The following is a 23112-nucleotide window of genomic DNA, read 5'->3' as shown; positions in this document are numbered from 1 at the left end:
CCGCCCTTTCCTTGTGCCGACTGCTTCCCGCGCGCCGGGCGGTATCAGGCGATGGCGAGGAACTTGGCGCGCCGCTGCGCCCGGATCTCGCTCGCGGACAGCATGGCTAGGCCGTCCAGCTCTTCCCCGATCGCCGCGCCGAGCGACGCGACCGCCTCCGCTTGAGCACGATGCGCGCCGCCCAGGGGCTCGGGCACGATGCGGTCGATCACGCCCAGTTCCTTCAGATCGCCGGCGGTGACCCGCATCGCTTCGGCCGCATCCGCCGCTTTCTCGGCGGTCCGCCAGAGGATCGAGGCGCAGCCTTCCGGCGAGATCACCGCATAGACCGAATGTTCGAGCATCAGCACCCGGTTCGCGGCGGCGAGCGCGATGGCGCCGCCGGACCCGCCCTCGCCGACGATCGCCGCGACCAGCGGGACAGAGAGGCCAAGACACACTTCGGTCGAACGGGCGATCGCCTCCGCCTGGCCCCGCTCCTCTGCCTGCACGCCGGGGAAAGCTCCCGGCGTGTCGACCAAAGTCACCACCGGCAGGCCGAAGCGGTCGGCCAGCCGCATCAGCCGGATCGCCTTCCTGTAGCCTTCGGGCTTGGCCATGCCGAAATTATGCCGGAGCCGCGACGCGGTATCGTCGCCTTTCTCGTGGCCGATCAGCACGATCTTGCGGCCGCCCAGCTTGCCGAGGCCGCCGATGATCGCCTGGTCCTCGCCAAAAGCGCGGTCGCCCGAAAGGGGCACGAACTCGTCGATCAGCCCGGCGATATAATCCTTGAAATGGGGCCGCTCGGGATGACGCGCGACCTGCGTCTTCTGCCAGGGCGAAAGCTTGCCATAGGTCTCGCGCAGCAATTTCTGGGATTTGGCCTGGAGCTTGTCGATCTCGGAATCGATGTTGAGCTCGCCCGCCGCGGCGGTGTCGCGCAATTCGCGGACGCGCGCGTCGAGCTCCGCGATCGGTTTTTCGAAGTCGAGAAAGGTCGCCATGAGGCGCGGGGGTTAGGTCGCTTTGGGCTTGGCGTCAACGAGCGGGTGGCGGCTGTTGACCAGGTCGACGAGCCGCTTGCTATCGACATGGGTATAGATTTGAGTCGTCGCGATGTCGGCGTGGCCGAGCAATGTCTGTAGCGCGCGCAGATCGGCGCCGCCTTCGAGCAGATGCGTGGCGAAGGCGTGACGCAGGACGTGGGGGCTGACCCGCGCGGGCGGGATGCCCGCGTCGGCGGCAAGGCCCTTCAGGAGCTGGTAGAGCCGCACCCGGCTCAAATGCTTCTTGCCGGAGGGAAAGAGCCAAAGCGACTCGCGCGGCACCAGCACCGCCCATGCGGCGACGGCGGCGCGGGCACGATCGGAGATCGGCACCAGCCGCTCCCGCCCGCCCTTGCCCCGCAGGATCAGATACGGCTTGTCCGAAGCGATGGCGTTGCGCGGCAGCGACACGAGCTCGGTCGCGCGGAGGCCCGAACCGTAGAGCATCTCGACCAGGGCAGACAGACGCAGCGCGGCGGGGCCGGCGCTCTCGGCCTTCCTGCGCTCCACTTCGGCGAACAGCGCATCGACGGAACGGTGATCCAGTATCTTCGGCAGGGGTCGCTCGCGGGATGGCCGCGGCAAAGCGGCGGAAGGGTCGTCTGCGCGCAGCCCCTCATCGGCGAGGAAAGCGAAGAAGCGCCTCAGCGCCGCCGCCTTGCGCGCCACGCTCGCCCGCTTGAGCGGCAGCCACGCTTCGCCCAGCAGCTTCAGCCGCTCCGGCGACGCGGCGGCGAGCCCGCTTTCCATCAGCTCCGACGCGCCGCGCAGGTCGCGCTCGTATGCGAGCAATGTGTTCCGCGCCGCGCCGGCCTCGGCCGCCATCATCTCGAGGAAGGCCGCGATGAGCTGCCGGTCCTCGCTCGGGGTCACAGCCTTGCCAGCGCCTCGGCGGCGATCATCCGCGCATAATAATCGAGGCCCACGCGCCTCAGCGCGCTGACCACGTGATAGAGGTGCTCGGGCGGTACCCCGCGCCAGTCGCCGGTCTGCATGCCGATCCCGGCCAGCAGCGCCACGGTTCCGGGCTGCCGGCTTCTGACCGCCTGTTCGAGCATCCGGGTCCATTGATTCTCGGCGTCGAATTGAAGGCCGAGGTCACCCGCGAGACGCGCCTGCGCCTGGTCGTCGATCCTGCCGAGCCCGGCAAGCGCGGCAAGCAGCATCTTCGCGCGATGGCCATTCTCGCTCTCGTCGCGATCCCTGAAGCCATCGAACCGCGCGGCGCCGATCGCGACGGTCGGACGGGGCGAGGCGACCGCTAGCACGGCCCAGGCCCGATCGGCGGCGGCTTCGTCCATCGCCTCGACAACGTTCGACCAGCGCGCGGCGCGCTCGTCATAGCCCGCGGCCAGCATCGAAGCGATGAGCTCGGCCGCATCCCCCTCGAGCGACTGGGCAGGCGCCATCCGGGCGGCGGCGGAGGCAGTGAGGACGCGGCGGGCGTGGCGCTCCATCGGGCTGTCCGCTTCGTCCCAGAGGCCGCGCATCGCGGTCATCCGCGCCCCGGCATCGCCGGCATAGGCCTGACGGACGCGCCCGCCCACCGAGGCTTCTATCTCCGAAGGATCGGTGCTGTCGGCGATCAAGCTGTACATCTCGACCAGAGAGGCGTTGGAGAAGACGCCGAGCGAGGCCGCCCATTGCGCCGCCTCGATCCTTTGCTCGACGGGCAGCATCGGCGCCCGCGCCTTCCAGGCGCGCACATGGGCGCCGGCCCCGTCCATCAGCCGGTCGGGCACTTCGATGCCTGTCGCACTGGCCAGGCCGAAGCGCCAGCTGTTGAGCGCATCGACGGCGTCCCATTCGATGGTGACGGCGCGGCGGGTGTTGGTTCCGGCGCCGATCACCTTTTCGGCGAGGGACAGATCGATGTCGCGCGCATCGCTCCGCCGCCGGGCTTGGTCGATGAGCGTGCTGGCGCGCGCCGCATCGCCTTCGAGCGCGGCGCACATCGCCTCGCCCAGCGCCCAGACCGGCTCGTCGGACGTCTCCCGGCCCGGCTCGATCAGCGGGCACAGACCGGCGGGGTCGGCGGTGGCCAGCGCGGTCTGCACGGCGATGGCGAACATCTTGGGCGTGAAACGGTCGACGTCGACCGACTGGACCAGCATCCGCGCGGCATCAGCCTCCCCCATCCGCAACAGCAGCCAGGCGCGCTCCGCCACCCAGTCGACAGGATGCACGTTCGAGGGCGCCGGCACGCGCGACAGCAATGCGCGGCGCAGCAGGATCGACGACCAGCGCGACGGCAGCGGCGCGTCGAGCCGCCGCATCAGCGAGGAGAGGAAGCGGCCATTGGCGTTGCCGAAGGCGCCGGTGCCGAGTCCCCATTCGCCGGGTCCCAAAGGACCGACGATATCGATCGACCGGCGCGACGCGTCGGGTATCTCGATCGGCTTGGGCAGCTCCGCTTCGTCGAGCGCTTCCGGATCCTCCTCGGTCAGACCGGGCGGCGGCGGCGCCGAGACGGGCGCCGGCGCCGGAGCGGAGGGTCGGGGCGCGGGAGTGGTTTCGACCGGCGCCGGCAGCGGAGCGCCGGGATCGCCGAATCCCGGCGGCAGCAGCGATTCGGGCGCTTCCTGGCCGAGCGCCGGAATCGCCAGGCCAAGCACCGCCGCGCCACCGAGGAGGAGAAGCTTATTGCGCCAGCGCTTCATTCGTCACGTCCTGCTCGATGCGCGTGGGCGCGACCTCGGTATCGAGGGTGGAAAGATAGACGGCGCCGCCGATGATGAGGACGAGCAGAATCAGGAAAAGAAGAGCGGTTCGCGACATTTTGGATCCCGATGATTGGATGTCGCGGGCCTTTTGCCCCACGATGACGCTCCATGTATAGCCCCGGCTTCATGTCGCCAGCCCCCGCCCGCTTGGATCGCCCGATCGTACTCGTAGGCCTGATGGGGGTCGGCAAGTCGACCGTGGGCAAACGCCTCGCCCGCAGGCTGGGACTTGAGTTCGTCGATTCCGACGACGAGATCGAGCGGGCGGCCGCTCGCGGCATCGCCGACATATTCGAGCGGTTCGGCGAGCCCAGCTTTCGCGACGGCGAGCGCCGCGTCATCGCCCGGCTGATCGAGGGGCCGCCGAAGGTGATCGCCACTGGCGGTGGCGCTTTCGTGAATCCGGAGACACGCGCCTTGATCCTGGAGCGCTGCATCGCCGTCTGGCTGGACGCCGATCTGGAGACGCTGGCCGAGCGAGTTTCCCGGCGTGACCATCGCCCTTTGCTCAAGGGCCGCGAGCCCCTGCCCCTCCTCCGCGACCTCGCCGGAGCACGCAATCCGCTCTACGCCGAGGCCCATCTCCACGTTCGCAGCCAGCCGGCGCCGCACGAGCGCGCGGTCGATCTGATCGTGGAGGCGCTCGCGACGTTGGAACAAGGCCGGTCGGACCGCGCCTGACGGCCTACCCGTCCTCCAAGGCGCTGCCGGGCCGGAACATGCGCTCCTTGAGCGTATGGAGGTCGCCCGACTTGCTCTGGCCCTCGAGCCGTTCCCTGTCCCGGTCGCGATAGGCGTGTTCGATCCGCGCGATGCTCGCTTCCGTCGAATCGAACATGGCGAGCGCTTCGCGCCCCATCGTCACCGCCGATTCGAACACTTCGCGATACGCGCCGGCAAGATCGAGGCCGTCCAGGCCGATCAGTTGCTTGCGGTCGAAGACGCGGACGAACAGCGCCGCTTGTGGGAAGGCTTTCGCGATCGGCGCCAGCTTCGCCGCGTTCAGGCGGTCGCCGTCGATGCAGAAGAGCAAGGCGCGCGCCTCCGCCGCCCCCGCCGAGCGAAGCAGGTCGAGGCGGGTGCCATCGCCATAATAGACGTTCATTCCGAACGTGCGGCTGAGTTCGATCTGGCTCGGCTTGGAATCGATGAGCGTGACCGAGACCCCCTTTGCCATCAGCAACTGGGCCACGGTCTGGCCGAAGCGGCCATAGCCGACGATGATCGCCCGGGACTCGTCCGATAATTCGGGGCCGTCCAGTCCGTCGGCCTCTCCGCCGACCCCGCGCCGGTCGAACCAGCTGTTGAACTTCATCAGGAACGGCGTCGAAGCCATTGAAACGGTGACGATCGCGCCGAACAGGCTCGCCGCCTCCGGGTCTATCAGCAAGGCCGATTGGGCCGCCGCGAACAGCACGAATCCGAACTCGCCGCCCTGGCTGAGCAGCAGGCCGAGCTTGACCGCCCTTCGCGTCTCCATCCGGAACAATCTGGCGAGGCCGAACAGCACCGCCGCCTTCACGGCGATCAGCGCCGCGGCCATGCCGACGACGAAATAGGGGCGATCGAGGATGGCGCCGATATCGAGCATCATGCCGATGGCGACGAAGAAGAGCCCGAGCAGGATCGACCGGAACGGGTCGATGTCGGCTTCAAGCTCATGGCGATAGGGCGAATCGGCCAGCATCATGCCGGCGATGAAGGCGCCCAGCGCGGTCGACAGGTGCAGCGCCTCCATCACCGCCGCGCTCGCCAGCACCGTGAACAGGCCGGCGACGACGAACAATTCCCGCTCGCTCACCCGTCCCACGATGCGGAACAGCGGGTTGATCAGGAACCGGCCCGCGAGAACCAGCCCTACGATCGCCGCGAGCGTATAAGCGGCGAGCTGCAAACCGGGCGGCGTCGCGGGATCAGGCGGCGCCCGCGACAGCGCGGCGACGATGGTGATGAGCGGGACGATCGACAGGTCCTGGAAGAGCAGTACCGAGAAAGCGCGCTCGCCGCCCGGCGTGTTGATCTCGCCGGAGGCGCGCAGGCTCGGCAGCACCTGCGCCGTCGAGGACAAGGCCAGCGGCAGGCCGATCGCCAGCGAAGCCGCCAGCGTGAAGCCGGTGGCGGCGTAGATCAGCGCTGTCAGCGCGACGCCGCTGACCGCGACCTGGAGCAGCCCCAGGCCGAAAATATCGTGCTTCAGCCGCCACAACCGGCTGGGGTGAAGCTCCAGCCCGACCAGGAACAGCAGCAGGACGATGCCGAAATCGGCGATGTGGAGCATCGCCTCGGTCGCGCCGACGAGACCAAGCCCGTCCGGCCCGACCAATGCGCCCGCGACCAGATAGCCAAGCACGGCGCCGAGGCCGAAGCGCCGGAAGAGCGTGACGAACAGCATCGCCGCGCCGAGCATGATGACACCGTCGCGAAGCACCAAGGCGGTGGCTTCGGCGGCCTGGGCCGCCTCGACGGTCGCGGGTCCCATCAGCGCGTCGCGCGCGCCGCGGCCTCAGCGACCGCCTCGAAAGCCAGCAGGATCGAGGGATGCCGCGCCTTGAACGACCGCGCCGGGCGAAAGATATCCAGGCCCGGCCACTGGCCGGGATCGTCGCGCTCGCCGGCCAGATACTGCGCCAGCGCGTCTCTCGCCTCCGAAAGCTCGGCTTGGTCGCGGCCGAGAGCGTTCGCCCCCATCAGCGAGGCCGACGCCTGGCCGAGCGCGCAGGCCTTCACCTCCTGCCCCAGCGCCGCGACCCGGCCATCATCGTCGAGTACGACGTCCACAATGACCCGGCTGCCGCAGACGGGAGACCGCCTCTCGACGCTCGCCTGCGGCGCATCGAGGCGCCGCTGGTGCGGGATCGAAGCGGCAAGCCTCAAAATGTCGCGATTGTAAAGCGTCGCCGTCATGCCGCGCATATAGGTGGACGCGAAACGAAACGCATCCGCTTTCCCGCGACGTCGACCAGGTAGCGCCTAGCGCATCGCCTCGTCGCGATAGGCGAGTTCGAAATTGCCCCAGCGCCGCCCGTTCACGCGGATCGGCACGAACACGTTCTTGACCGGCAGATAGCGCCCCTGCCCCAGATCCATGCGATAGGTGACCAGCATCGCTTCCTTGTCGCTGTCGATCGCGCGCTGTGTGGCGTCGTCGATGAAGTTGCGGCGATTGCGGCAATATTTCGCGTTCCACGACGGATCCGGGCTCTGCGGCTGCGAGCGCTCGCTGACATGCGTCGGCAGATAGCCTTTGATGTCGCTCATGACGCAGCCGATGTGGCGCGGGTCGGCGGCCATCACGCGGTCAAGTATCGGGCGGACATGAGCGTCGGCGAATTCGCAGAAGCGAGTCTCGTACTGGACCGGATCGGTGCCGGGCATGGCGACATAATCGGTGTCGAAGACGGCGGGGGCGTCGATCTCGCCCGAAGCTATGGCGGCTTCGATCATGCGGACGAGCTCGCGAGTCGCGTTCTGGGCGCGCTCGATGAAGCAGGTGTCGTCGATGCGCACGCCGCATCCCGCGAGGCGATCGAGCATGTCTCCGGACAGGCGCTCGAGCTGGGTCAGCCGTTCCTGAGCCGCGTGGAGTTGCCCGCCATTCTCACGCGCGTCGGCGGCGAAGGCGGAAAGGCCGCCCGTCATGCTGTCGACGCTCTGCTGGATGAGCGCCGTCGATTGCGCGATGCCGTCGGTCTGGCGATCGACCATGGCGACGATGTCGGCGACGTCGCGGGCGGTGTCGTTGATGGTGGTGAAGCCGCGCTGGGCAACCCGGCTCTTGTCGACGCCGGTCTTGATCTCGGAGGTGACCGCCTCCGCCTCGCGGGTAAGCGAGGCGATCGTGCCGGCGATCTCGCTGGTCGCGGCGCGGGTGTCGTGGGCGAGCTTCTTGACCTCGGCGGCGACGACCGCGAACGAGCGTCCCGCTTCCCCCGCCCGCGCCGCCTCGATCGTGGCGTTCAAGGCGAGCATGTTGGTCTTGTTGGCAATGCTCTCGATGCTGGAGGAGACCTTCTGCACCTGGACCATCGCGTCGGCGAAACCCGCCATGCGATCACCGAGCTGGACGACGAGGTCGGTCAGGCCGCTGAAGATGGCGATCGTATCCTCGATCGCCGCCCGTCCCTGGCCCAGCTTCTCGCGCGCCTGCTCGGCGAGGAGGCGCGCCTCGTCGGTGGAATCGGCTACCCGGGCCTGATCTTCCATCAGCCGCGAGGTCACGTCCTCGAGTGAATCCAGCGTCTTGAGGTTGGACGAGATGCGATCGGAGACGCCGGCGACATAGCCCGAAACGTCGCTGCATTCGATCGCCAAGGAGCCGCAATTGCGCGCCACGATGTTGATCGCGTCGCCATCCGCCCGCTCGATCGCACTGCTCGCCACGCTACAGCCCCCGCTCTTTTCGTTGCGGGTCGTTCTAGGGCCGAAATGTTGAGAGGGCGTTAACTAAGGTCTGGTGTTGCGTGTGCCCCCACCCGCTCGGGCTGAGCCTGTCGAAGCCCTGCCCTTGCGAGCACTGGACAAAGAGAAGAACAGTCCTTCGACAAGCTCAGGATGAGCGGGGGCGAGGGTTCGCTGGCCTCCCGATCCTGAAGGGCGTAGAGCGGCGCCATGTTCTTCTCCTTCGTCGACGAATTGCGCGCCGCCGGCATCCCGGCTTCGATGAAGGAGCATCTGACCCTGCTCGAAGCGCTCGACGCCGCCGTGATCGAGAGCCGACCGGAGCAATTCTACTATCTCGCCCGCGCCACCTTCGTGAAGGACGAAGGCCTGCTCGACCGGTTCGACCAAGTGTTCGGCAAAGTCTTCAAGGGGCTGGAGACGCGCTACGAGGCCGTGGGGGCGCCGGTCCCCGAGGAGTGGCTGCGCAAGGTCGCCGAGCTTTATCTGACGCCCGAGCAGATGGCGGAGATCAAGGCGCTCGGCTCCTGGGACGAGATCATGGAGGCGTTGAAGCAACGCCTCGCCGAGCAGAAGGAGCGGCACCAGGGCGGCAGCAAATGGATCGGCACCGGCGGCACCTCGCCGTTCGGCAATTCGGGCTTCAACCCAGAAGGCGTCCGGATCGGCGGCGAAGGCGGCCAGGGCAAGGCGATTAAGGTCTGGGACAGGCGTGAGTTCCGCAATCTCGACAGCTCCAGGGAACTCGGCACACGCAACATCAAGGTCGCGCTCCGGCGTCTCAGGCGCTTCGCTCGCGAAGGCGCCGCCGACGAGCTCGACATGGATGCCACGATCGACGGCACCGCGCGCCAGGGCTGGCTCGACATCCGGATGCGGCCCGAGCGGCACAATGCGGTAAAATTGCTCCTGTTCCTCGACGTCGGCGGATCGATGGACCCGCACATCAAGGTCTGCGAGGAACTCTTCAGCGCGGCGCATAGCGAATTCAAAAACCTGGAATTCTTCTATTTCCACAATTGCGTCTACGAGGGCGTGTGGAAGGATAACCGGCGGCGCCACGCGGAGCGGACTCCGACTTGGGACGTGCTCCACAAATATGGCCACGACTACAAGCTCGTCTTCGTCGGCGACGCATCGATGAGCCCCTACGAGATCAGCCACCCGGGCGGTTCGGTGGAGCATTATAACGAAGAGGCCGGCGCGGTGTGGATGCAGAGGATGGCGAACACCTATCCGAGTGCCGTCTGGCTGAACCCGCTGGGCGAGCAATATTGGGGTTACAGCCAGTCGATCGGCCTCATTCGTGCGCTGATGAACGACCGCATGTACCCGCTGACGCTTGCCGGGCTGGACGACGCAATGCGGACGCTTAGCCGGAAGAGCTGATGTCCGCCCGCCCGCGGCCCGACTGTTAAGGGTTTGATCGTCATGCCAGCAAAAGCTGGCATCTCACTATTCTTCGCTGAAAAGAAGGGAGATTCCAGCTTTTGCTGGAATGACGAGACGCCGCGCGAGCGAACGGGACCTCAGACGAGGTCCAGCGCCGCCTCCGCGCTTTCGGGTTCCTGGTCGGTAACCGTGACCTTGGTGTCGTAATCGGTGAGGCCGTACAGCTTCTTCGCGAAGCTCCACGGCATGCGGATGCAGCCGTGGGAGGCGGGGTAGCCCGGCAGGTCGCCGGCATGGAGCGCGATCCCCCGCCAGGTGAGGCGCTGCATATAGGGCATCGGCGCATTGTCATATGTGCTGGAGCGATGACGAACCTTCTTCTGCAGGATGGGGAAGGTGCCGGTCGGCGTGCGATGCCCGCTTTTGCCGGTTGAGACGGGCGACGAATCGATGAACTCGCCGTCACGGAAGACGTAGACCATCTGCCCAGGCAGGCTGACCACCACCCTCACCCCTTCCGTGGGATCGGCGCTCCGAGCGGCGACGGCGGCTTCGTCCTCGGAGGGCGGGGCTTGAACCACTTCGAGCCGCGCGTCCGGCGTGGCATCGGACGGCGGGCGGCTCTGTTCGCCGACAATCGGCGCGCAGCTATAGGCGACGGTGGGCGTGCAATCGATCGGGGCGTAGAGAAGGAGGACCGGCGTATCGACCGCGCGCGTTTGCGGCAGGCTGGCGGTGCCGAGCGTCAGCCCGGCGATCGCGCAAAATAGGCTCAGTCGCTTCATTCTCGTCCCCGAACCAGCACAGGCACGATAGCCGCGCCTGCAAGACTCGTAAACGGACGATTAACCACGTTGCTCCAGCACCGCCGGGGTCCGGATTTTCTTCAGTATGAGCGACTCATGCCGCTGCGAAGAATGAGCCGGTTCAGTGCGAGAGGTGCGCCTCTTCAGTAGCGAAGATAAGGCTGGCGCTCCGCATCCCAGGCTGCTTCGTCCAGCATGGTAGGAGCCTCCAGGCCCGCCGGCGTCGCGGCTGAGTCGTCGACCCATTCCCTCAACGCCGGGCCGCCGTTGATGACGTCGATGGCGAGCTTGCCGAATTCATATTCGTAGGGGAAATCGCGCCACAGCGGATAATCGGGATAGAGCCGGCGGATCGCCTTGAAGGCGAGCGCTTGCAGGCGCCAGGGCTTGAAGGCGGCGTGGTCGTAGAAGGCGCCCTCCGCATGGATATGCACGCCGCTGCATAATTTCCCGACATGCTTGTGGAAGGTCGGTTCGAACGAGATTTCGCGCAAGCCGCACCCTTGCAGCCATTGCGGCGCGAAGCCGCGCATTTCGGCGATGATGCGCTTGGCGTCGATGTCGGGCGCGCCGAAAATCTCCAGCGGACGGGTGGTGCCCCTCCCCTCCGAGAGCGTCGTGCCTTCGAGCATCACCGTGCCGGCATAGACGCGCGCCATGTTGAGGTTGGGCGCGTTGGGGCTCGGGTTGATCCAGAGGCGCTCGGCCGGCCAGCCGTAGCCGGGGGCGGCATCGGATGAATAGCCTTCCATCTCGATCACGCGATAATCGACGTCGAGCTTGAAATGGTCGACGAACCAGAGACCCAGCTCGCCCAGAGTCATGCCGTGGCGCATCGGCATCGGACCCGCGCCGACGAAGCTTTCCCAGCCGGGGCGGAGCGTCAGCCCCTCGACGGGACGCCCGACGGGGTTGGGCCGATCGAGCACCCAGACGGTCTTTTTATGCGCGGCCGCCGCTTCGAGAACGTAGAGCAAGGTGGTGATGAAGGTGTAGATGCGACAGCCAAGGTCCTGCAGGTCCACCAGCATGACGTCGAACGTCTCCATCATCGCGTCGGTCGGCCGGCGGACCTCGCCGTAGAGGCTGAAGACGGGGATGCCGTGCACCGGATCGGTAAAGTCCGGCGACTCCATCATATTGTCCTGCTTGTCGCCACGCAGGCCGTGCTGCGGGCCGAAAGCGGCGGTAACGTCGAAGCCGGTGGCGACGAGCGCGTCGAGCGAGTGGGTGAGGTTCTCCGTCACCGAGGCGGGGTGAGCGAGCAGCGCAATGCGCTTGCCCGCAAGCGGAGCGCGCAATGCGGGGTCGGCGAGGAGACGATCGAGGCCTGTTTTCATGGCGTTCTCGCTGCCGCGAGTTCCAGCGCAAAGCAATCCTCATGATGGAAATCGGGATCGCCGGGTGGATGCGCCAGCGCCCAATAGGATTTGCGGCCGTTCGTTTCCTCGATCACGGCGGAGAGGCCGAGCTGCCAAGGCATATCGGGCAATAGGTCCGGCACTTCGAGCAAGGCGCGCAATTCGTAGAAATGGCCGGCGGCGCGCGTTTCGATGCGGGGTGGAGGCATGGCTAAATCCTCCCTCCCCTCCCGATAGTGCGTGAAGCGATAGGCCGCCCACTGCGTCGATGGCGCCAGATTGAATTCGCAATAGGGGCCGCCGGGCGATGCGCGAACGAACGCCTCGAAACAGGTATGTTGCCAGAGCCCGTCCGCGCGGGTGGGAGCCTTCGCGGACGGCAGCCTGACGTCGTGGATCGCACCGGACAGGAAATAGCGAAGCGCCAATTCGCGGGAATGCGGGCGCAAGACTTCCACTTCAAGGTCGGCCACCGCCGGGCAAACGGAGTCCGGATAAAGCTTGAGGGCATGACGCATATCTCCCACTACGCCATTCCCGCGAAAGCGGGAATCCCGCTCCTTAAGAGGGGACAGCAAGAATCCAGCGGGATCCCCGCTTTCGCGCGGATGACGGGAAGGCTAAGCAGCGCGCCATGAATCAGTATGAATCCGACCTCCTCCGCCTGCTCGACGAGCGTGGCTATATCCACCAGTTGACCGACGCCGAGGGTCTCGACGCGCTCGCCGCGAAGCAGGTCATCCCGGGCTATATCGGCTTCGACGCGACGGCGCCGTCGCTCCATGTCGGCAGCCTCGTCCAGATCATGATGCTGCGGCGCCTCCAGCAAGCGGGACACAAACCGATCGTGCTGATGGGCGGCGGCACCTCGAAGATCGGCGATCCGAGCTTCAAGGACGAGGCGAGGAAGCTGATCGGAGGCGACGCCATCGCCGCCAATATCGCCTCGATCAAGACGGTGTTCGAGCGATTCCTGACGTTCGGGGACGGGCCGACGAACGCGATCATGCTCGACAATGCCGAATGGCTCGACGCGCTCGAATATATTCCGTTCCTGAGGCAAATCGGTCAGCATTTCTCGGTCAATCGGATGCTGAGCTTCGACAGCGTCAAGCTCCGGCTCGACCGCGAGCAGTCGCTGAGCTTCCTCGAATTCAACTATATGATCCTCCAGGCCTACGACTTCCTGGAGCTTTCGCGCCGCGCTTCATGCCGGCTCCAGCTCGGCGGATCGGACCAGTGGGGCAATATCGTCAACGGCGTCGAGCTCGCCCGCCGCGTCGATTCGACCCAGGTTTACGGCCTCACCACCCCGCTCATCACCACCGCCGACGGCGGCAAGATGGGCAAGACGGTGTCGGGCGCGGTGTGGCTCAACGCGGAACAGCTGCCGCCCTACGATTACTGGCAGTTCTGGCGGAACACGCAGGACGCCGATGTCGGGCGGTTCCTGAAGCTGTTCACCGACCTGCCGCTGGACGAGATCGCGCGGCTGGAGGCTCTGCAAGGCAGCGAGATCAACGAGGCGAAGAAGGTGCTGGCCGATCTCGCGACCGCCATGGCGCATGGAGCGGCCGCCGCGGAGGAGGCCGCCGAGACGGCGCGCAGGACGTTCGAGGAAGGCGCCGTGGGCGAGTCGCTGCCGACGCTGAAGGTCACGGGCGACGGGCTCGGCATCGTCCAGGCGCTGACCGTGCTCGGCTTCGCCGCGTCGAACGGCGAGGCCCGGCGCAAGATCGCCGAAGGAGCCGTGCGCCTCAACAATGTCGTGATCTCCGATCCGGCCTTCATCATCGTGCTGGAAATGGACGAGCCGCTGAGGCTGAGCCTCGGCAAGAAGAAGCACGCGCTGCTCACCCGATAGCCGTCATTCCAGCGAAAGCTGGAATCTCACTGCTTTGTTGGTTTTGGAAAGGGACCGAGATCCCAGCTTTCGCTGGGATGACGTCACCCGCTCCTCAGAAGCCCCACCGCCGCATCGCGCTCGAACAGGTAAAGCAACGTTCGCGCCGCCTTTCCGCGCGCGCCCTCCAAACCGCCGTCGCGGTCGACGAGGAGCCGGGCATCGTCGGTGGCAATTGGCGCGAGCGCCTGTATCTGCTCCGGGTTCGCCAGGCGGAATTGCGCTTCACCGGACTGCTTCGTCCCCAATATCTCGCCGGCGCCGCGCAGGCGCAGATCCTCCTCGGCGATGCGGAAGCCGTCATTGGTTTCGCGCATCAAGGCGAGGCGCGCCCGCGACGTTTCCGACAAGGCGTTGCCGCGCAGCAGCAGGCAAATGGATTTCTGATCGCCCCGCCCCACCCTGCCTCGCAACTGGTGGAGTTGGGCGAGGCCGAAGCGGTCGGCGCCCTCGATGATCATCAGGGTGGCGTTTGGGACATCGACGCCGACCTCGATCACGGTGGTCGCAACAAGGACGGAGAGGTCGCCGCGCTGGAAGCGGTCCATCACCGCGTCCTTGTCCGGCCCCTTCATGCGGCCGTGGACAAGGCCGATGCGGTCGCCGAAGCGGAGCTTGAGCACTTGCGCCCGATCCTCGGCGGCGGCCTGGTCGGAGGCCTCGCTCTCCTCGACCAATGGGCACACCCAATAAGCCTGCTTGCCCTCGGCGATATGGCGGCCGAGCGCATCGACGACCTCGGGAAGCCGTTCGCCGCTCAGCACCCTTGTTTCGATCGGCTGGCGGCCGGGCGGCATCTCGTCCAAACGGCTGACGTCCATCTCGCCATAATGGGTCAGGGTGAGCGTGCGCGGGATCGGGGTCGCGGTCATCACCAGCAAATGCGGCGGCCGTTCGGCCTTGCTCGCCAACATCATCCGCTGGGCGACGCCGAAGCGGTGCTGCTCGTCGACGACGGCGAGGCCGAGACGCTTATAGGCGACCTTCTCCTGGAAGATCGCATGGGTGCCGATCAGGATGTGGATCGAACCATCGGCGAGACCCATCAAAGTCGCCTCGCGCGCGCGGCCCTTGTCGCGGCCGGTGAGGATGGCGACGTTGACCGGCAGACCGGCGAGCTGGCGCGACAGCGTCTCGTAATGCTGGCGGGCAAGTATCTCGGTCGGCGCGAGCAGAGCGCCTTGCGCGCCCGCTTCCACCGCGGTCAGCAAAGCCATCAAGGCGACGATGGTCTTGCCCGAACCGACATCTCCCTGCAGCAGGCGCAGCATCGGCACCTCCTGCTGCATGTCGCCTTCGATCTCGCGGATGGTGCGGCTCTGCGCCCCCGTCGGCGCGTAAGGGACCTTCAGCGCGTCCCGCAGCCGGCCGTCACCTTTCAGCGGCACCCCCCGCCGCTTGCGCGACGACGCCCGCACCAGCATCAAGGCGAGCTGGTTGGCGAACACCTCGTCATAAGCGAGCCGCTCGCGCGCTTTGTCTTCCTTGGGATTGCCATGGACGAGCGCCAGCGCGTCGGCCCAGCCCGGCCAGCCGCGCGTTTCCATCACGCTCGGCTCGACCCATTCGGCCAACTCTGGGACCCGCGCCAGCGCCTGCGCGGCGAGCTGGCCCATCCGGTTGTTGGTGAGCCCTTCTGACAAGGGATAAACCGGCTCGCGCTCCGGCAGGGTCGCCGCCTCGGCCGGATCGAGCACATAGTCCGGATGGACGATCTGCAGCTCCTGGCCGTACATCTCCATCCGTCCCGAGACGAGCTTCGCCTCGCCCAGCGGAAACTGCTTCTTGGCCCAGCCCGGATTGCGGAAATAGGTGAGCGTCAGATAATTGCCGGAACGGTCGGTCGCCAGCACCCGGAACGGGCTGCGCGGCCCACCCTGACGATAGTCGACCGCGGTCACGACCACGCTCACTACGGAGCCGGCATCGGCCATGTCCAGCATCTCGACCCGTTTGCGGTCGATCCAGCTCACCGGCAGGTGGAAGAGGATGTCGACGATCCGATCCAGCCCGAGCCGCTTCAACGGCTTGGCGAGCGTCGGCCCGATGCCCTTGAGCACCTCCACTTCGGCGAACAGCGGATTGAGAATGTCGGGGCGCATATTTTGGTCGGCAAGCCTTGATCGTCATTCCAGCGAAAGCTGGAATCTCTTTTGCCTGTTGGGAAGGGAGATTCCAGCTTTCGCTGGAATGACGCCAACTTTCCCTTGTCGGGATGAGGCGCTAGAGGCTCCCAAAGCCAAAGCCGCCTGGATCCACCAGAGCGGCCTTTTCCGCATGGAGTCCGAGTGAACCGCGACGCCCGCCTCAAACGCCTCCGTTTTCGCGCCGAGCATCGCGGCACCAGGGAAGCCGACATGCTGATCGGCGGTTTCTTCGAGCGCCACCACCTGCGGTGGAGCGACGAAGAGATCGCATGGTATGAGGCATTCCTCGAGGAACAGGATGTCGACATCATGGCCTGGGCGATCGGAACCCAGGCCGTTCCCGAACGCTGGCAGGGCGCGATGATGCGCGACCTCCAGGCCCTCGATTACATCAGGCACGCGGAATAAGTGACCAATCTTCCCAAGATCCTCTCGGCTAGCAAGCCGACCACGCTGGCCGGCGCGCCGATCGGATTCATTCCGTGGCTCGCCGCCGACCTCGCCCGCGCGGCTAAAGGCCGGGCCGTATTCATCGCGCCCGATGAGGCGGCGATGCGGCACATCGTCGACGCCGCCCATTATTTCGCGCCCGAGCTGGAGACATTGAGCTTCCCGGCCTGGGACTGCCTTCCCTACGACCGCAGCTCGCCGTCTTTGCGCTCCACCTCGGAGCGGCTGGCGACCCTGCACGCGCTCCAGCGCAAGACCGACAAGCCGCAATTGCTGGTCACGACCGTCAATGCCGCCACCCAGCGCACGCTTACTCCGTTCCGCATCCGCCAGCTCGTCGCCCACCTCGCGCCGGGCGAGCGGATCGACCTCGACAAGCTCACCCAGCTCCTCCACGCCAACGGCTATTCGCGCACCGACACCGTCGCCGATGCCGGCGAATTCGCGGTGCGCGGCGGGCTGGTCGACCTCTTCCCGTCGGGCGAGGAGGAGGCGCTGCGGCTCGATTTCTTCGGCGACGAGATCGAGAGCGTCCGCCGCTTCGACCCCGCGACCCAGCGCACGACCGGACGGGTGGAAGGCTTCACCCTCCTCCCCGCCTCCGAGACCCTTCTCGACGAGGACAGCATCAAGCGTTTCCGCTCGCGCTACCGCGAATTATTCGGCGCCTCGGCGACGGGCGATCCGCTCTACCAAGCGGTCTCTGAAGGCCGCCGCCTGGCCGGGCTCGACCATTGGCTGCCTCTGTTCGAGGAGCGGCTCGATACCTTGTTCGAGCATCTGGGCGAGGACGACATCATCGTCCGCGACGCCGGCGACGCGGGCGCGGCCGACGCCCGCTTCGCCGCGATCGCCGACTATCACGACAACCGCGCCCGCGCGCAATCGTCGGACCCGGGCAGCTACCGCCCGCTCGATCCCGTGAAGCTCTATCTGACCCGCGCGGAATGGGACCGGATCGTCGCCGAGCGGCCGCTCCACGTGGTGACGCCCTATCACGAGCCCGAGAGCGCCACCGTCATCGACTTCGCGGTCGACGGCCCGCGCGATTTCGCGCCGGAGCGAACGCAGAATGCCAACGTCTATGAAGCGGTGGTCGATCATGTCGCCGCGCTCCGCAAATCGAAGCACAAGGTGGTGCTCGCCAGCTACTCCGCCGGCTCGCGCGAGCGACTGCGCGGCCTGCTCGAGGATCACGGCCTCACCAAGGTCGCCGAGACCGACGGCTGGCAGGAGGCGCTCGGCGCCGCCGGCAAGGGGCAGGTCGCGCTTACCGTCATCCAGCTCGACCATGGCTTCACCACCGCCGAAATAGCCCTCCTCACGGAGCAGGATATGCTCGGCGACCGCCTGGTCCGCCGCAAGAAGCGCAAGAAGAGCACCGACGCCTTCCTCAACGAGCTCGCGACGCTCTCGCCTGGCGATCTTGTCGTCCATGCCGATCACGGCATCGGCCGCTACGAAGGTCTGACCCAGATACCGGTTCAGAAGAGCCCGCATGATTGCGTCGCCTTGTCCTATGCCGGCGGCGACAAGCTCTACGTCCCGGTCGAGAATATCGACGTCCTTTCGCGCTACGGCAGCGAAGGCGAGGGCGTGACGCTCGACAAATTGGGCGGCGAAGCCTGGCAGCGGCGCAAGTCGCGGATGAAGGAGCGGATCCGCGAGATCGCCGGCGAACTCATCAAGACCGCCGCCGCCCGCGCGCTGCGCGCCGGCGCGGTCGCCGAACCGGATACCGGCTACGCCGCCTTCGTCGATCGCTTCCCTTACGAGGAGACCGACGACCAGGACCGCGCGATCGGCGACGTTCTCGGCGATCTCGGCGCCGGGCGGCCGATGGACCGGCTGGTCGTCGGCGATGTCGGCTTCGGCAAGACCGAGGTGGCGCTGCGTGCCGCCTTCATCGCCGCGATGGCCGGAATGCAGGTCGCCGTGGTCGCCCCGACGACCTTGCTCGCCCGCCAGCATTACACCAATTTCACCGACCGCTTCCGCGGTTTCCCGATCGAGATCGGGCGCCTGTCGCGGCTCGTCCCCGCCAAGGAGGCCAAGGAGACTCGCGAGCGCGTCGCCAGCGGTCAGGTCGATATCGTCATCGGCACCCACGCCCTTCTCGCCAAGTCGATCGACTTCCAGAAGCTCGGCTTGGTCGTGGTCGATGAGGAGCAGCGTTTCGGAGTCACCCACAAGGAAAGGTTGAAGGCTCTTAAATCCGACGTTCATGTCCTGACACTGACGGCGACCCCCATCCCCCGCACCCTGCAGATGGCGATGTCTGGCCTGCGCGAGCTGTCCGTCATCCAGACACCGCCGGTCGATCGCCTAGCGGTGCGGACCTACGTCATGCCCTGGGATCCGGTGGTGATCCGCGAGGCTCTGCTGCGCGAACATTATCGCGGCGGTCAAAGCTTCTTCGTCGCCCCCAAGATCGCCGATCTGCCCGACATCGAGCAGTTCCTGCGTGACGAAGCGCCCGAAGTGACGTTCATCACCGCCCATGGCCAGATGTCGCCGACCGAGGTCGAGGAGCGGATGTCGGCTTATTACGATCGCAAGTATGACGTGCTCCTCTCCACCACGATCGTGGAGAGCGGCCTCGACATCCCGAGCGCCAACACCCTCATCATCCACCGCGCCGACCGCTTCGGCCTCGCCCAACTCTATCAGCTGCGCGGCCGCGTCGGGCGGGCCAAGACGCGCGCCTATGCCTATCTCACCACGCCGGCCAACCGGCTCGTCACCGAGGCGGCGGAGAAGCGGCTCAAGGTGCTGGTCAATCTCGATTCGCTGGGCGCGGGCTTCCAGATCGCCAGCCACGACCTCGACATACGCGGCGCCGGCAATCTGCTCGGAGACGAGCAATCGGGCCACATTAAGGAAGTCGGCTTCGAGCTCTACCAGTCGATGCTGGAGGAGGCGATCGTCGATGCCCGCGCGGGCGCCGCGGGCCTGGAGCGTCGGGCAGAAGACTTCTCGCCACAGATCAGTGTCGACGCCCCGATCATGATCTCCGAGGATTATGTCCCCGACCTCGACCTGCGCATGGGACTCTATCGGCGCATGAACGAGCTGGAAAACCGCCAGGACATCGCCGCCTTCGCGGCCGAGCTGATCGACCGCTTCGGCAAGATCCCGGAGGCGACCGAGAATCTCCTCAAGGTGATCGAGACCAAGCTCAACTGCCGAAAGGCCCAGATCGTCAAGCTGGACGTCGGCCCCAAGGGCGCGCTAGTCACTTTCCAGAACGACCGCTTCCCCGACCTCGAAGGCCTGATCGCCTACGTCCAGCGGCTTCAGGGCACCGCCAGGCTTCGGCCCGACAGCAAGCTGGTCATCACCCGCAACTGGCCCGACCCGCAGGCGCGGATCAACGGCGCGCTGCAATTGTCGAAGGGGCTGGCGAAGATACTGGCCTGAGCCGGCCTTGCGCCGTGGCAAGCGGACGTTTATCCTGCATGTCGTTGGAAGTGAAGGCCGATTTTCGCGGGAGGACGGATCGTGCTGGCTCGGCTGAAGGAGGAGACGAACCGCGACCGGATCAAGTCCGCGATCGTCGTCGCTTCCGTTCATGCCCTGCTCGGCTATGTCTTCATCGCGGGACTCGGTATCGACATCGCCCACGAAGTTCAGGCCAAGCTGAAGACGTTCAATGTCTTCGAAGAGCCGCCGCCTCAGCCGGCCTCGCCGCCGCCCCCGGACCAGACGATATCGGACGAGGGCCGGACCAGAGATCCGGAAGGATCGGCCGCTCCCGCGAACCTTGAGAACAGTCCTTCTCCTATCGTGGCGCCACCACCCGCAATTCGGCTGAACGTGCCGCCGCCGGTGGTCGCGGCGCCGGTCGCGGGGCTGGGCACCGCCGACGAGGCGGGCGCGGCGGACGTGCCGGGACCGGGCACGGGAAGCGGGGGCATCGGCACCGGAACCGGTAGCGGCGGCCAGGGCTACGGGGATGGCGGCGGCGGCGGTGGTGGCGAGGAGACGCCGCCGCGCTGGCGAAGCGGACGCCTCAGAAATTCCGATTATCCTCCCGGGGCCGCGGCCGCCGGAATCGGCGGGACGGTATCGGTTCGGTATACGGTGACCACCACCGGCCGCGTCGCCGACTGCATGGTGACGCATAGCAGCGGAAGCGCGGAGCTGGACGCCGCCACCTGCCGGTTGATCGAGCAACGCTATCGATACGAGCCGTCGCGGGACGAGGATGGGCGACCGGTGCGATCCGTCATCGTCGAGGACCATAGCTGGGCGATCGCGAGGAGCGCCGCGCCGGGCCGCCGCGACTGAGCGCCGGCCCTCATGAGGTGCGCATCGATCCGGCCGCGCTATTTCCGCTTCTTGCGGGCGGCATAGCGGGCATCGCGGGCCGCCTTGCGTTCGGCTTCGGTAAGCGGCGCACGGTCGGTGGAAGGCTTGCTGGTCGCTTGCGCGACGGCCGCCTTCTCGGCCTCTGCCCGTTCCCTCTCCGCGCGCTTCGCCTCGCGCTTCTCGGCGGCGGCGGCTTCGCGGGCTTCGGCCTTGGCGCGGCGGGCGGCGAGGACGGCCTCGTCCACCGGCGGTTTGGTCCGCAACCGGTCGAGCGCTTCCTGCTTCGCCTTGGCGGCGCGACCGACGCGATCCTGGAACGAAGGATCCTTGTACGACTTCATGATGGTTCGATTCCCGTAAGCTTGCTGGTGCGGCGCGCCTAGCACATCCGGCGCGCGCGGCCATAATCCTCAGCGATGCGCGACCAGCTCCGCCAGTGCCGCCGCGCCGATCGGCCTCGAACACAGGAAACCCTGGTACAGGATACACCCTTCCTGGGCGAGCAGGCCCAATTGCTCCTCGGTCTCCACCCCTTCGGCGATCACGTCGATGCCGAGCGAGCGCGCCATGTCGATGACGCCGCGGACGACGACACGATCGCGCGGACTGCCCGTAATATCCTCGCACAGGCGCTTGTCGATCTTGAGATAATCGAGCGGCAGCGCCTTCAGATAGGCAAGGCTCGAATAGCCGGTGCCGAAATCGTCGATGGCGACGCGCAAGCCACCCTCGCGGAGGCCCGCCAACAGGGTAGCTGCGGCGCCAAGGTCTTCGATAAGGCCGCTCTCCGTTACCTCGACGGTCAGCCGGGCGGGGCTGAAACCGCTGTTCCTGACCAGGGCGATGAACTGCTCCGCGAAGCCGGGCCGGACGATGTCGGCGGCGGTGATGTTGACCGCGAGCCGCAGCCGGGAAAGCGAATCGGGCCAGGCGGCGGCGACAGCGATCGCCTTTTTCTGCACATGGTCCGAAAGCTGGACCAGATAGTCGGAGCGTTCGGCCGCGTTGAACAGGGTCACCGCGCCGAGCTCCCCGAAGACGGGATGCCGCCAGCGCGCCAGCGCCTCGACGCCGACGATCTCGCCTGTCGCCACCGCGACTTGCGGTTGGAAGACTATCTCGATCTCGTCCTGGTCGAGCGCGCGGCGCAGGTCGATTTCGAGCCGCCCGCCCAGGCCGCCATCATCGCCCTCGCCCTTATGGACCCGGATCGCGCCCGTATCGGCCTCTTTGGCATCGACCAGCGCCGCACTCGCCCGGCGGAGCAGGCCGGCTGCATCGTCCCCGGCTGTGGAGGCCGCAACGCCGGCCCGGCTGCCGAGCGCGATGACGTGATCGCCCGACATGAACGGCCGCCCGATCGCCTCGATCAGCTCGCCAGCGAGGAAGCGGCCCTCCGCCAGGCTGGTCGGCGCGGCCAGCAGCACGGCGAACTCGGCGCCGGCGATGCGGGCGGCGAACCGGTGCTTGCCGTCGGCCTCGACCAGCCGCTCGATCCGCCGCGCCGCGGCCTGCAGCACGGCGTCGCCGGTGGCGCGGCCGAACGCCCCGTTGATCGCGTCGAACCGGCTGACGGCGAGGAGCAAGACGACCAGCTCCGGCTCTTTCCCGGCGCCGCGCACCAACTGGTCCTCGATCCAGACGCGGGCGGCGCGGGCATCGCGAAGGCCGGTCAGCGGGTCGCGGGACTGGAAGGCGCCGCTGTCGGGCGCCGCGAGCGTCTCGGTGCGACCGACGATTTCCGCTCCAGCGCCGGTAACGCGGAGGTGGTGGGCGAGCCTCGCTCCGTCCGCCCCGTCCTCATGCGCGAAAGCCGTCGATCCGCCGGTCGCGAGCACTCGGTCGACGGCCGCTCGCGCCGCCTTGCGGCCGTCCGCGTCGAGCTTCCGGAACAGCTCCATGAGGCTGATCCGCCGACCCTGCTCCTCGCCAAGCCCGGCCCTGCGCGCCAAAGCGGGGCTGAGCTCGACGGTCGAAGAACCCGGCCGCCACCGCCAGGAAGCATCGTCCCGCGAATCCGCCCGGCGCCGCGTACGATAGCCGCCGCCGACGCGGTCGGCATGACGCCCGGCGAACTGGACCGCCTTGACGAACTGGTGCTCGCTGAAGGGACTGACCAGGAAATGGGTGGCGCCGTCGGCATGGAAGCGGTCGAGCGCGCCGCCATCGTTGCGCGACAGCAGCACCAGCAACGCGGCGGCGTTGGCCTCGGCGGGGTCGGCGAGCATACGCACCGCCTCATGGCCTTCGCCCAGCGCACCGCGAGCGTCGACGACGGCGACCGACGCATCCGAAGCGATGAACCGCGCCTCGGCATTCGCCGCCCGCCGGGCGGCGATCGGCTGCCAGCCTGCCTCTTCCGCGACTTTCGTCAGCTCGTCCCGGTGGCGGAAAGAGAGGATGAACAAGGCGGCCGTCCCGGCAGCGGTCATTTTATCCTTGATCCCCTTGCCAGTCGGCGGCGGCGCACGGCCAATGCCTAGCCTGCCCCCGCGGCCGCGCCAATCGCGTTTCGCCGCGCGGCCCGCCTTGGCACATTCCGCTCCCTTGCCGCGACGGGTGAAGCCCCCTAGCAATGAAGCGTGCAGGATTT

At 67.1% G+C, this 23112-nt stretch carries 19 protein-coding genes; 6 read left to right on the top strand and 13 right to left on the bottom strand.

Annotation, left to right across the window (positions count from 1 at the left end; genetic code table 11):
* Positions 1–44 precede the first annotated feature (44 nt).
* Genes ACFQRC_RS00165 through ACFQRC_RS00150 form a run of 4 tightly spaced genes read right to left on the bottom strand, consistent with a single transcriptional unit; the run spans position 45 to position 3806 of the window.
* A complete protein-coding gene (locus ACFQRC_RS00165; protein WP_379956520.1) occupies positions 45–986 on the bottom strand; it encodes an acetyl-CoA carboxylase carboxyltransferase subunit alpha in 942 nt (313 codons plus the stop codon).
* Between the two features lie 12 nt (positions 987–998).
* The gene (locus ACFQRC_RS00160) at positions 999–1901 is read right to left on the bottom strand and encodes a tyrosine recombinase (protein WP_379956518.1); all 903 of its coding nucleotides are present in this window, start codon (positions 1899–1901) and stop codon (positions 999–1001) included.
* Entirely contained in the window at positions 1898–3688 is a 1791-nt protein-coding gene (locus ACFQRC_RS00155) for a hypothetical protein (RefSeq protein ID WP_379956516.1), read from the bottom strand. Before ACFQRC_RS00155 ends, ACFQRC_RS00160 begins: the two co-directional genes overlap by 4 nt.
* Positions 3669–3806: a hypothetical protein gene (locus ACFQRC_RS00150; RefSeq protein ID WP_379956514.1), complete on the bottom strand. Its 138-nt coding sequence runs from the start codon at positions 3804–3806 to the stop codon at positions 3669–3671. Before ACFQRC_RS00150 ends, ACFQRC_RS00155 begins: the two co-directional genes overlap by 20 nt.
* A gap of 53 nt (positions 3807–3859) precedes the next feature.
* Here ACFQRC_RS00150 and ACFQRC_RS00145 point away from each other — a divergent pair, with 53 nt between their 5' ends.
* Positions 3860–4432 carry a shikimate kinase gene (locus tag ACFQRC_RS00145; RefSeq protein WP_379956512.1) on the top strand — a complete coding sequence of 191 codons (573 nt, stop codon included), beginning with the start codon at positions 3860–3862 and terminating at the stop codon, positions 4430–4432.
* A gap of 4 nt (positions 4433–4436) precedes the next feature.
* Here ACFQRC_RS00145 and ACFQRC_RS00140 read toward each other — a convergent pair whose 3' ends face one another.
* The 3 genes from ACFQRC_RS00140 to ACFQRC_RS00130 all read right to left on the bottom strand — a co-directional run bounded on the left by ACFQRC_RS00140 (position 4437) and on the right by ACFQRC_RS00130 (position 8131).
* Positions 4437–6230, bottom strand: coding sequence for a cation:proton antiporter (locus ACFQRC_RS00140; RefSeq protein WP_379956510.1), 1794 nt, complete (start codon positions 6228–6230; stop codon positions 4437–4439).
* Positions 6230–6655 (bottom strand): iron-sulfur cluster assembly scaffold protein, encoded by a 426-nt coding sequence (locus ACFQRC_RS00135; RefSeq protein WP_379956508.1) that lies wholly within the window; start codon positions 6653–6655, stop codon positions 6230–6232. The genes ACFQRC_RS00140 and ACFQRC_RS00135 overlap by 1 nt, the downstream gene beginning before the upstream one ends.
* Positions 6656–6721: 66 nt before the next feature.
* Positions 6722–8131 (bottom strand): methyl-accepting chemotaxis protein, encoded by a 1410-nt coding sequence (locus ACFQRC_RS00130; RefSeq protein ID WP_379956506.1) that lies wholly within the window; start codon positions 8129–8131, stop codon positions 6722–6724.
* Between the two features lie 228 nt (positions 8132–8359).
* On the opposite strand from ACFQRC_RS00130, the gene ACFQRC_RS00125 reads away from it, so the two are divergent.
* Positions 8360–9538 (top strand): VWA domain-containing protein, encoded by a 1179-nt coding sequence (locus tag ACFQRC_RS00125; RefSeq protein ID WP_379956504.1) that lies wholly within the window; start codon positions 8360–8362, stop codon positions 9536–9538.
* Positions 9539–9678: 140 nt separating this feature from the next.
* On the opposite strand, the gene ACFQRC_RS00120 is transcribed toward ACFQRC_RS00125, so the two are convergent.
* From ACFQRC_RS00120 to ACFQRC_RS00110, 3 genes are all read right to left on the bottom strand, one after another.
* Positions 9679–10326 (bottom strand): L,D-transpeptidase family protein, encoded by a 648-nt coding sequence (locus ACFQRC_RS00120; protein WP_379956502.1) that lies wholly within the window; start codon positions 10324–10326, stop codon positions 9679–9681.
* Between the two features lie 164 nt (positions 10327–10490).
* A complete protein-coding gene (locus ACFQRC_RS00115; RefSeq protein WP_379956500.1) occupies positions 10491–11687 on the bottom strand; it encodes an exo-beta-N-acetylmuramidase NamZ domain-containing protein in 1197 nt (398 codons plus the stop codon).
* Entirely contained in the window at positions 11684–11917 is a 234-nt protein-coding gene (locus ACFQRC_RS00110) for a hypothetical protein (protein ID WP_379956498.1), read from the bottom strand. The genes ACFQRC_RS00115 and ACFQRC_RS00110 overlap by 4 nt, the downstream gene beginning before the upstream one ends.
* A 425-nt stretch (positions 11918–12342) precedes the next feature.
* Between ACFQRC_RS00110 and tyrS the strand changes: the two genes are divergently transcribed.
* Positions 12343–13572 carry a tyrosine--tRNA ligase gene (gene tyrS / locus ACFQRC_RS00105; RefSeq protein WP_379956496.1) on the top strand — a complete coding sequence of 410 codons (1230 nt, stop codon included), beginning with the start codon at positions 12343–12345 and terminating at the stop codon, positions 13570–13572.
* 83 nt (positions 13573–13655) lie between these two features.
* On the opposite strand, the gene recG is transcribed toward tyrS, so the two are convergent.
* Positions 13656–15713, bottom strand: coding sequence for an ATP-dependent DNA helicase RecG (recG, locus tag ACFQRC_RS00100; RefSeq protein ID WP_379956494.1), 2058 nt, complete (start codon positions 15711–15713; stop codon positions 13656–13658).
* A 186-nt stretch (positions 15714–15899) separates the two neighbouring features.
* Here recG and ACFQRC_RS00095 point away from each other — a divergent pair, with 186 nt between their 5' ends.
* The 3 genes from ACFQRC_RS00095 to ACFQRC_RS00085 all read left to right on the top strand — a co-directional run bounded on the left by ACFQRC_RS00095 (position 15900) and on the right by ACFQRC_RS00085 (position 20498).
* Positions 15900–16166 (top strand): succinate dehydrogenase assembly factor 2, encoded by a 267-nt coding sequence (locus ACFQRC_RS00095; RefSeq protein WP_379956492.1) that lies wholly within the window; start codon positions 15900–15902, stop codon positions 16164–16166.
* Complete coding sequence (gene mfd, locus ACFQRC_RS00090) at positions 16167–19628, top strand: transcription-repair coupling factor (protein ID WP_379956490.1); 3462 nt, start codon at positions 16167–16169, stop codon at positions 19626–19628.
* Positions 19629–19709: 81 nt separating this feature from the next.
* Entirely contained in the window at positions 19710–20498 is a 789-nt protein-coding gene (locus ACFQRC_RS00085; RefSeq protein WP_379956488.1) for an energy transducer TonB, read from the top strand.
* 38 nt (positions 20499–20536) lie between these two features.
* On the opposite strand, the gene ACFQRC_RS00080 is transcribed toward ACFQRC_RS00085, so the two are convergent.
* Both ACFQRC_RS00080 and ACFQRC_RS00075 read right to left on the bottom strand, forming a co-directional pair.
* The gene (locus tag ACFQRC_RS00080) at positions 20537–20860 is read right to left on the bottom strand and encodes a DUF6481 family protein (protein ID WP_379956486.1); all 324 of its coding nucleotides are present in this window, start codon (positions 20858–20860) and stop codon (positions 20537–20539) included.
* A 69-nt stretch (positions 20861–20929) separates the two neighbouring features.
* Positions 20930–22951, bottom strand: a complete 2022-nt coding sequence (locus ACFQRC_RS00075) for a putative bifunctional diguanylate cyclase/phosphodiesterase (RefSeq protein WP_379956484.1) — start codon at positions 22949–22951, stop codon at positions 20930–20932.
* Positions 22952–23112: the final 161 nt, after the last annotated feature.

Source organism: Enterovirga sp. GCM10030262, assembly GCF_042666435.1.
Taxonomy (GTDB): domain Bacteria; phylum Pseudomonadota; class Alphaproteobacteria; order Sphingomonadales; family Sphingomonadaceae; genus Allosphingosinicella.
Note: the sequence above shows the minus strand (reverse complement) of the source record. Positions and strands in the feature narration are given on the sequence as shown.

Bases quoted from the DNA above. Each gene is read 5' to 3' on its own strand.
- ACFQRC_RS00165 (WP_379956520.1), bottom strand. From the start codon at position 986: ATGGCGACCTTTCTCGACTTCGAAAAACCGATCGCGGAGCTCGACGCG.
- ACFQRC_RS00155 (WP_379956516.1), bottom strand. From the start codon at position 3,688: ATGAAGCGCTGGCGCAATAAGCTTCTCCTCCTCGGTGGCGCGGCGGTG.
- ACFQRC_RS00150 (WP_379956514.1), bottom strand. From the start codon at position 3,806: ATGTCGCGAACCGCTCTTCTTTTCCTGATTCTGCTCGTCCTCATCATC.
- ACFQRC_RS00145 (WP_379956512.1), top strand. From the start codon at position 3,860: ATGTATAGCCCCGGCTTCATGTCGCCAGCCCCCGCCCGCTTGGATCGC.
- ACFQRC_RS00140 (WP_379956510.1), bottom strand. From the start codon at position 6,230: ATGGGACCCGCGACCGTCGAGGCGGCCCAGGCCGCCGAAGCCACCGCC.
- ACFQRC_RS00135 (WP_379956508.1), bottom strand. From the start codon at position 6,655: ATGACGGCGACGCTTTACAATCGCGACATTTTGAGGCTTGCCGCTTCG.
- ACFQRC_RS00125 (WP_379956504.1), top strand. From the start codon at position 8,360: ATGTTCTTCTCCTTCGTCGACGAATTGCGCGCCGCCGGCATCCCGGCT.
- ACFQRC_RS00120 (WP_379956502.1), bottom strand. From the start codon at position 10,326: ATGAAGCGACTGAGCCTATTTTGCGCGATCGCCGGGCTGACGCTCGGC.
- ACFQRC_RS00115 (WP_379956500.1), bottom strand. From the start codon at position 11,687: ATGAAAACAGGCCTCGATCGTCTCCTCGCCGACCCCGCATTGCGCGCT.
- ACFQRC_RS00110 (WP_379956498.1), bottom strand. From the start codon at position 11,917: ATGCCTCCACCCCGCATCGAAACGCGCGCCGCCGGCCATTTCTACGAA.
- tyrS (WP_379956496.1), top strand. From the start codon at position 12,343: ATGAATCAGTATGAATCCGACCTCCTCCGCCTGCTCGACGAGCGTGGC.
- recG (WP_379956494.1), bottom strand. From the start codon at position 15,713: ATGCGCCCCGACATTCTCAATCCGCTGTTCGCCGAAGTGGAGGTGCTC.
- ACFQRC_RS00080 (WP_379956486.1), bottom strand. From the start codon at position 20,860: ATGAAGTCGTACAAGGATCCTTCGTTCCAGGATCGCGTCGGTCGCGCC.
- ACFQRC_RS00075 (WP_379956484.1), bottom strand. From the start codon at position 22,951: ATGACCGCTGCCGGGACGGCCGCCTTGTTCATCCTCTCTTTCCGCCAC.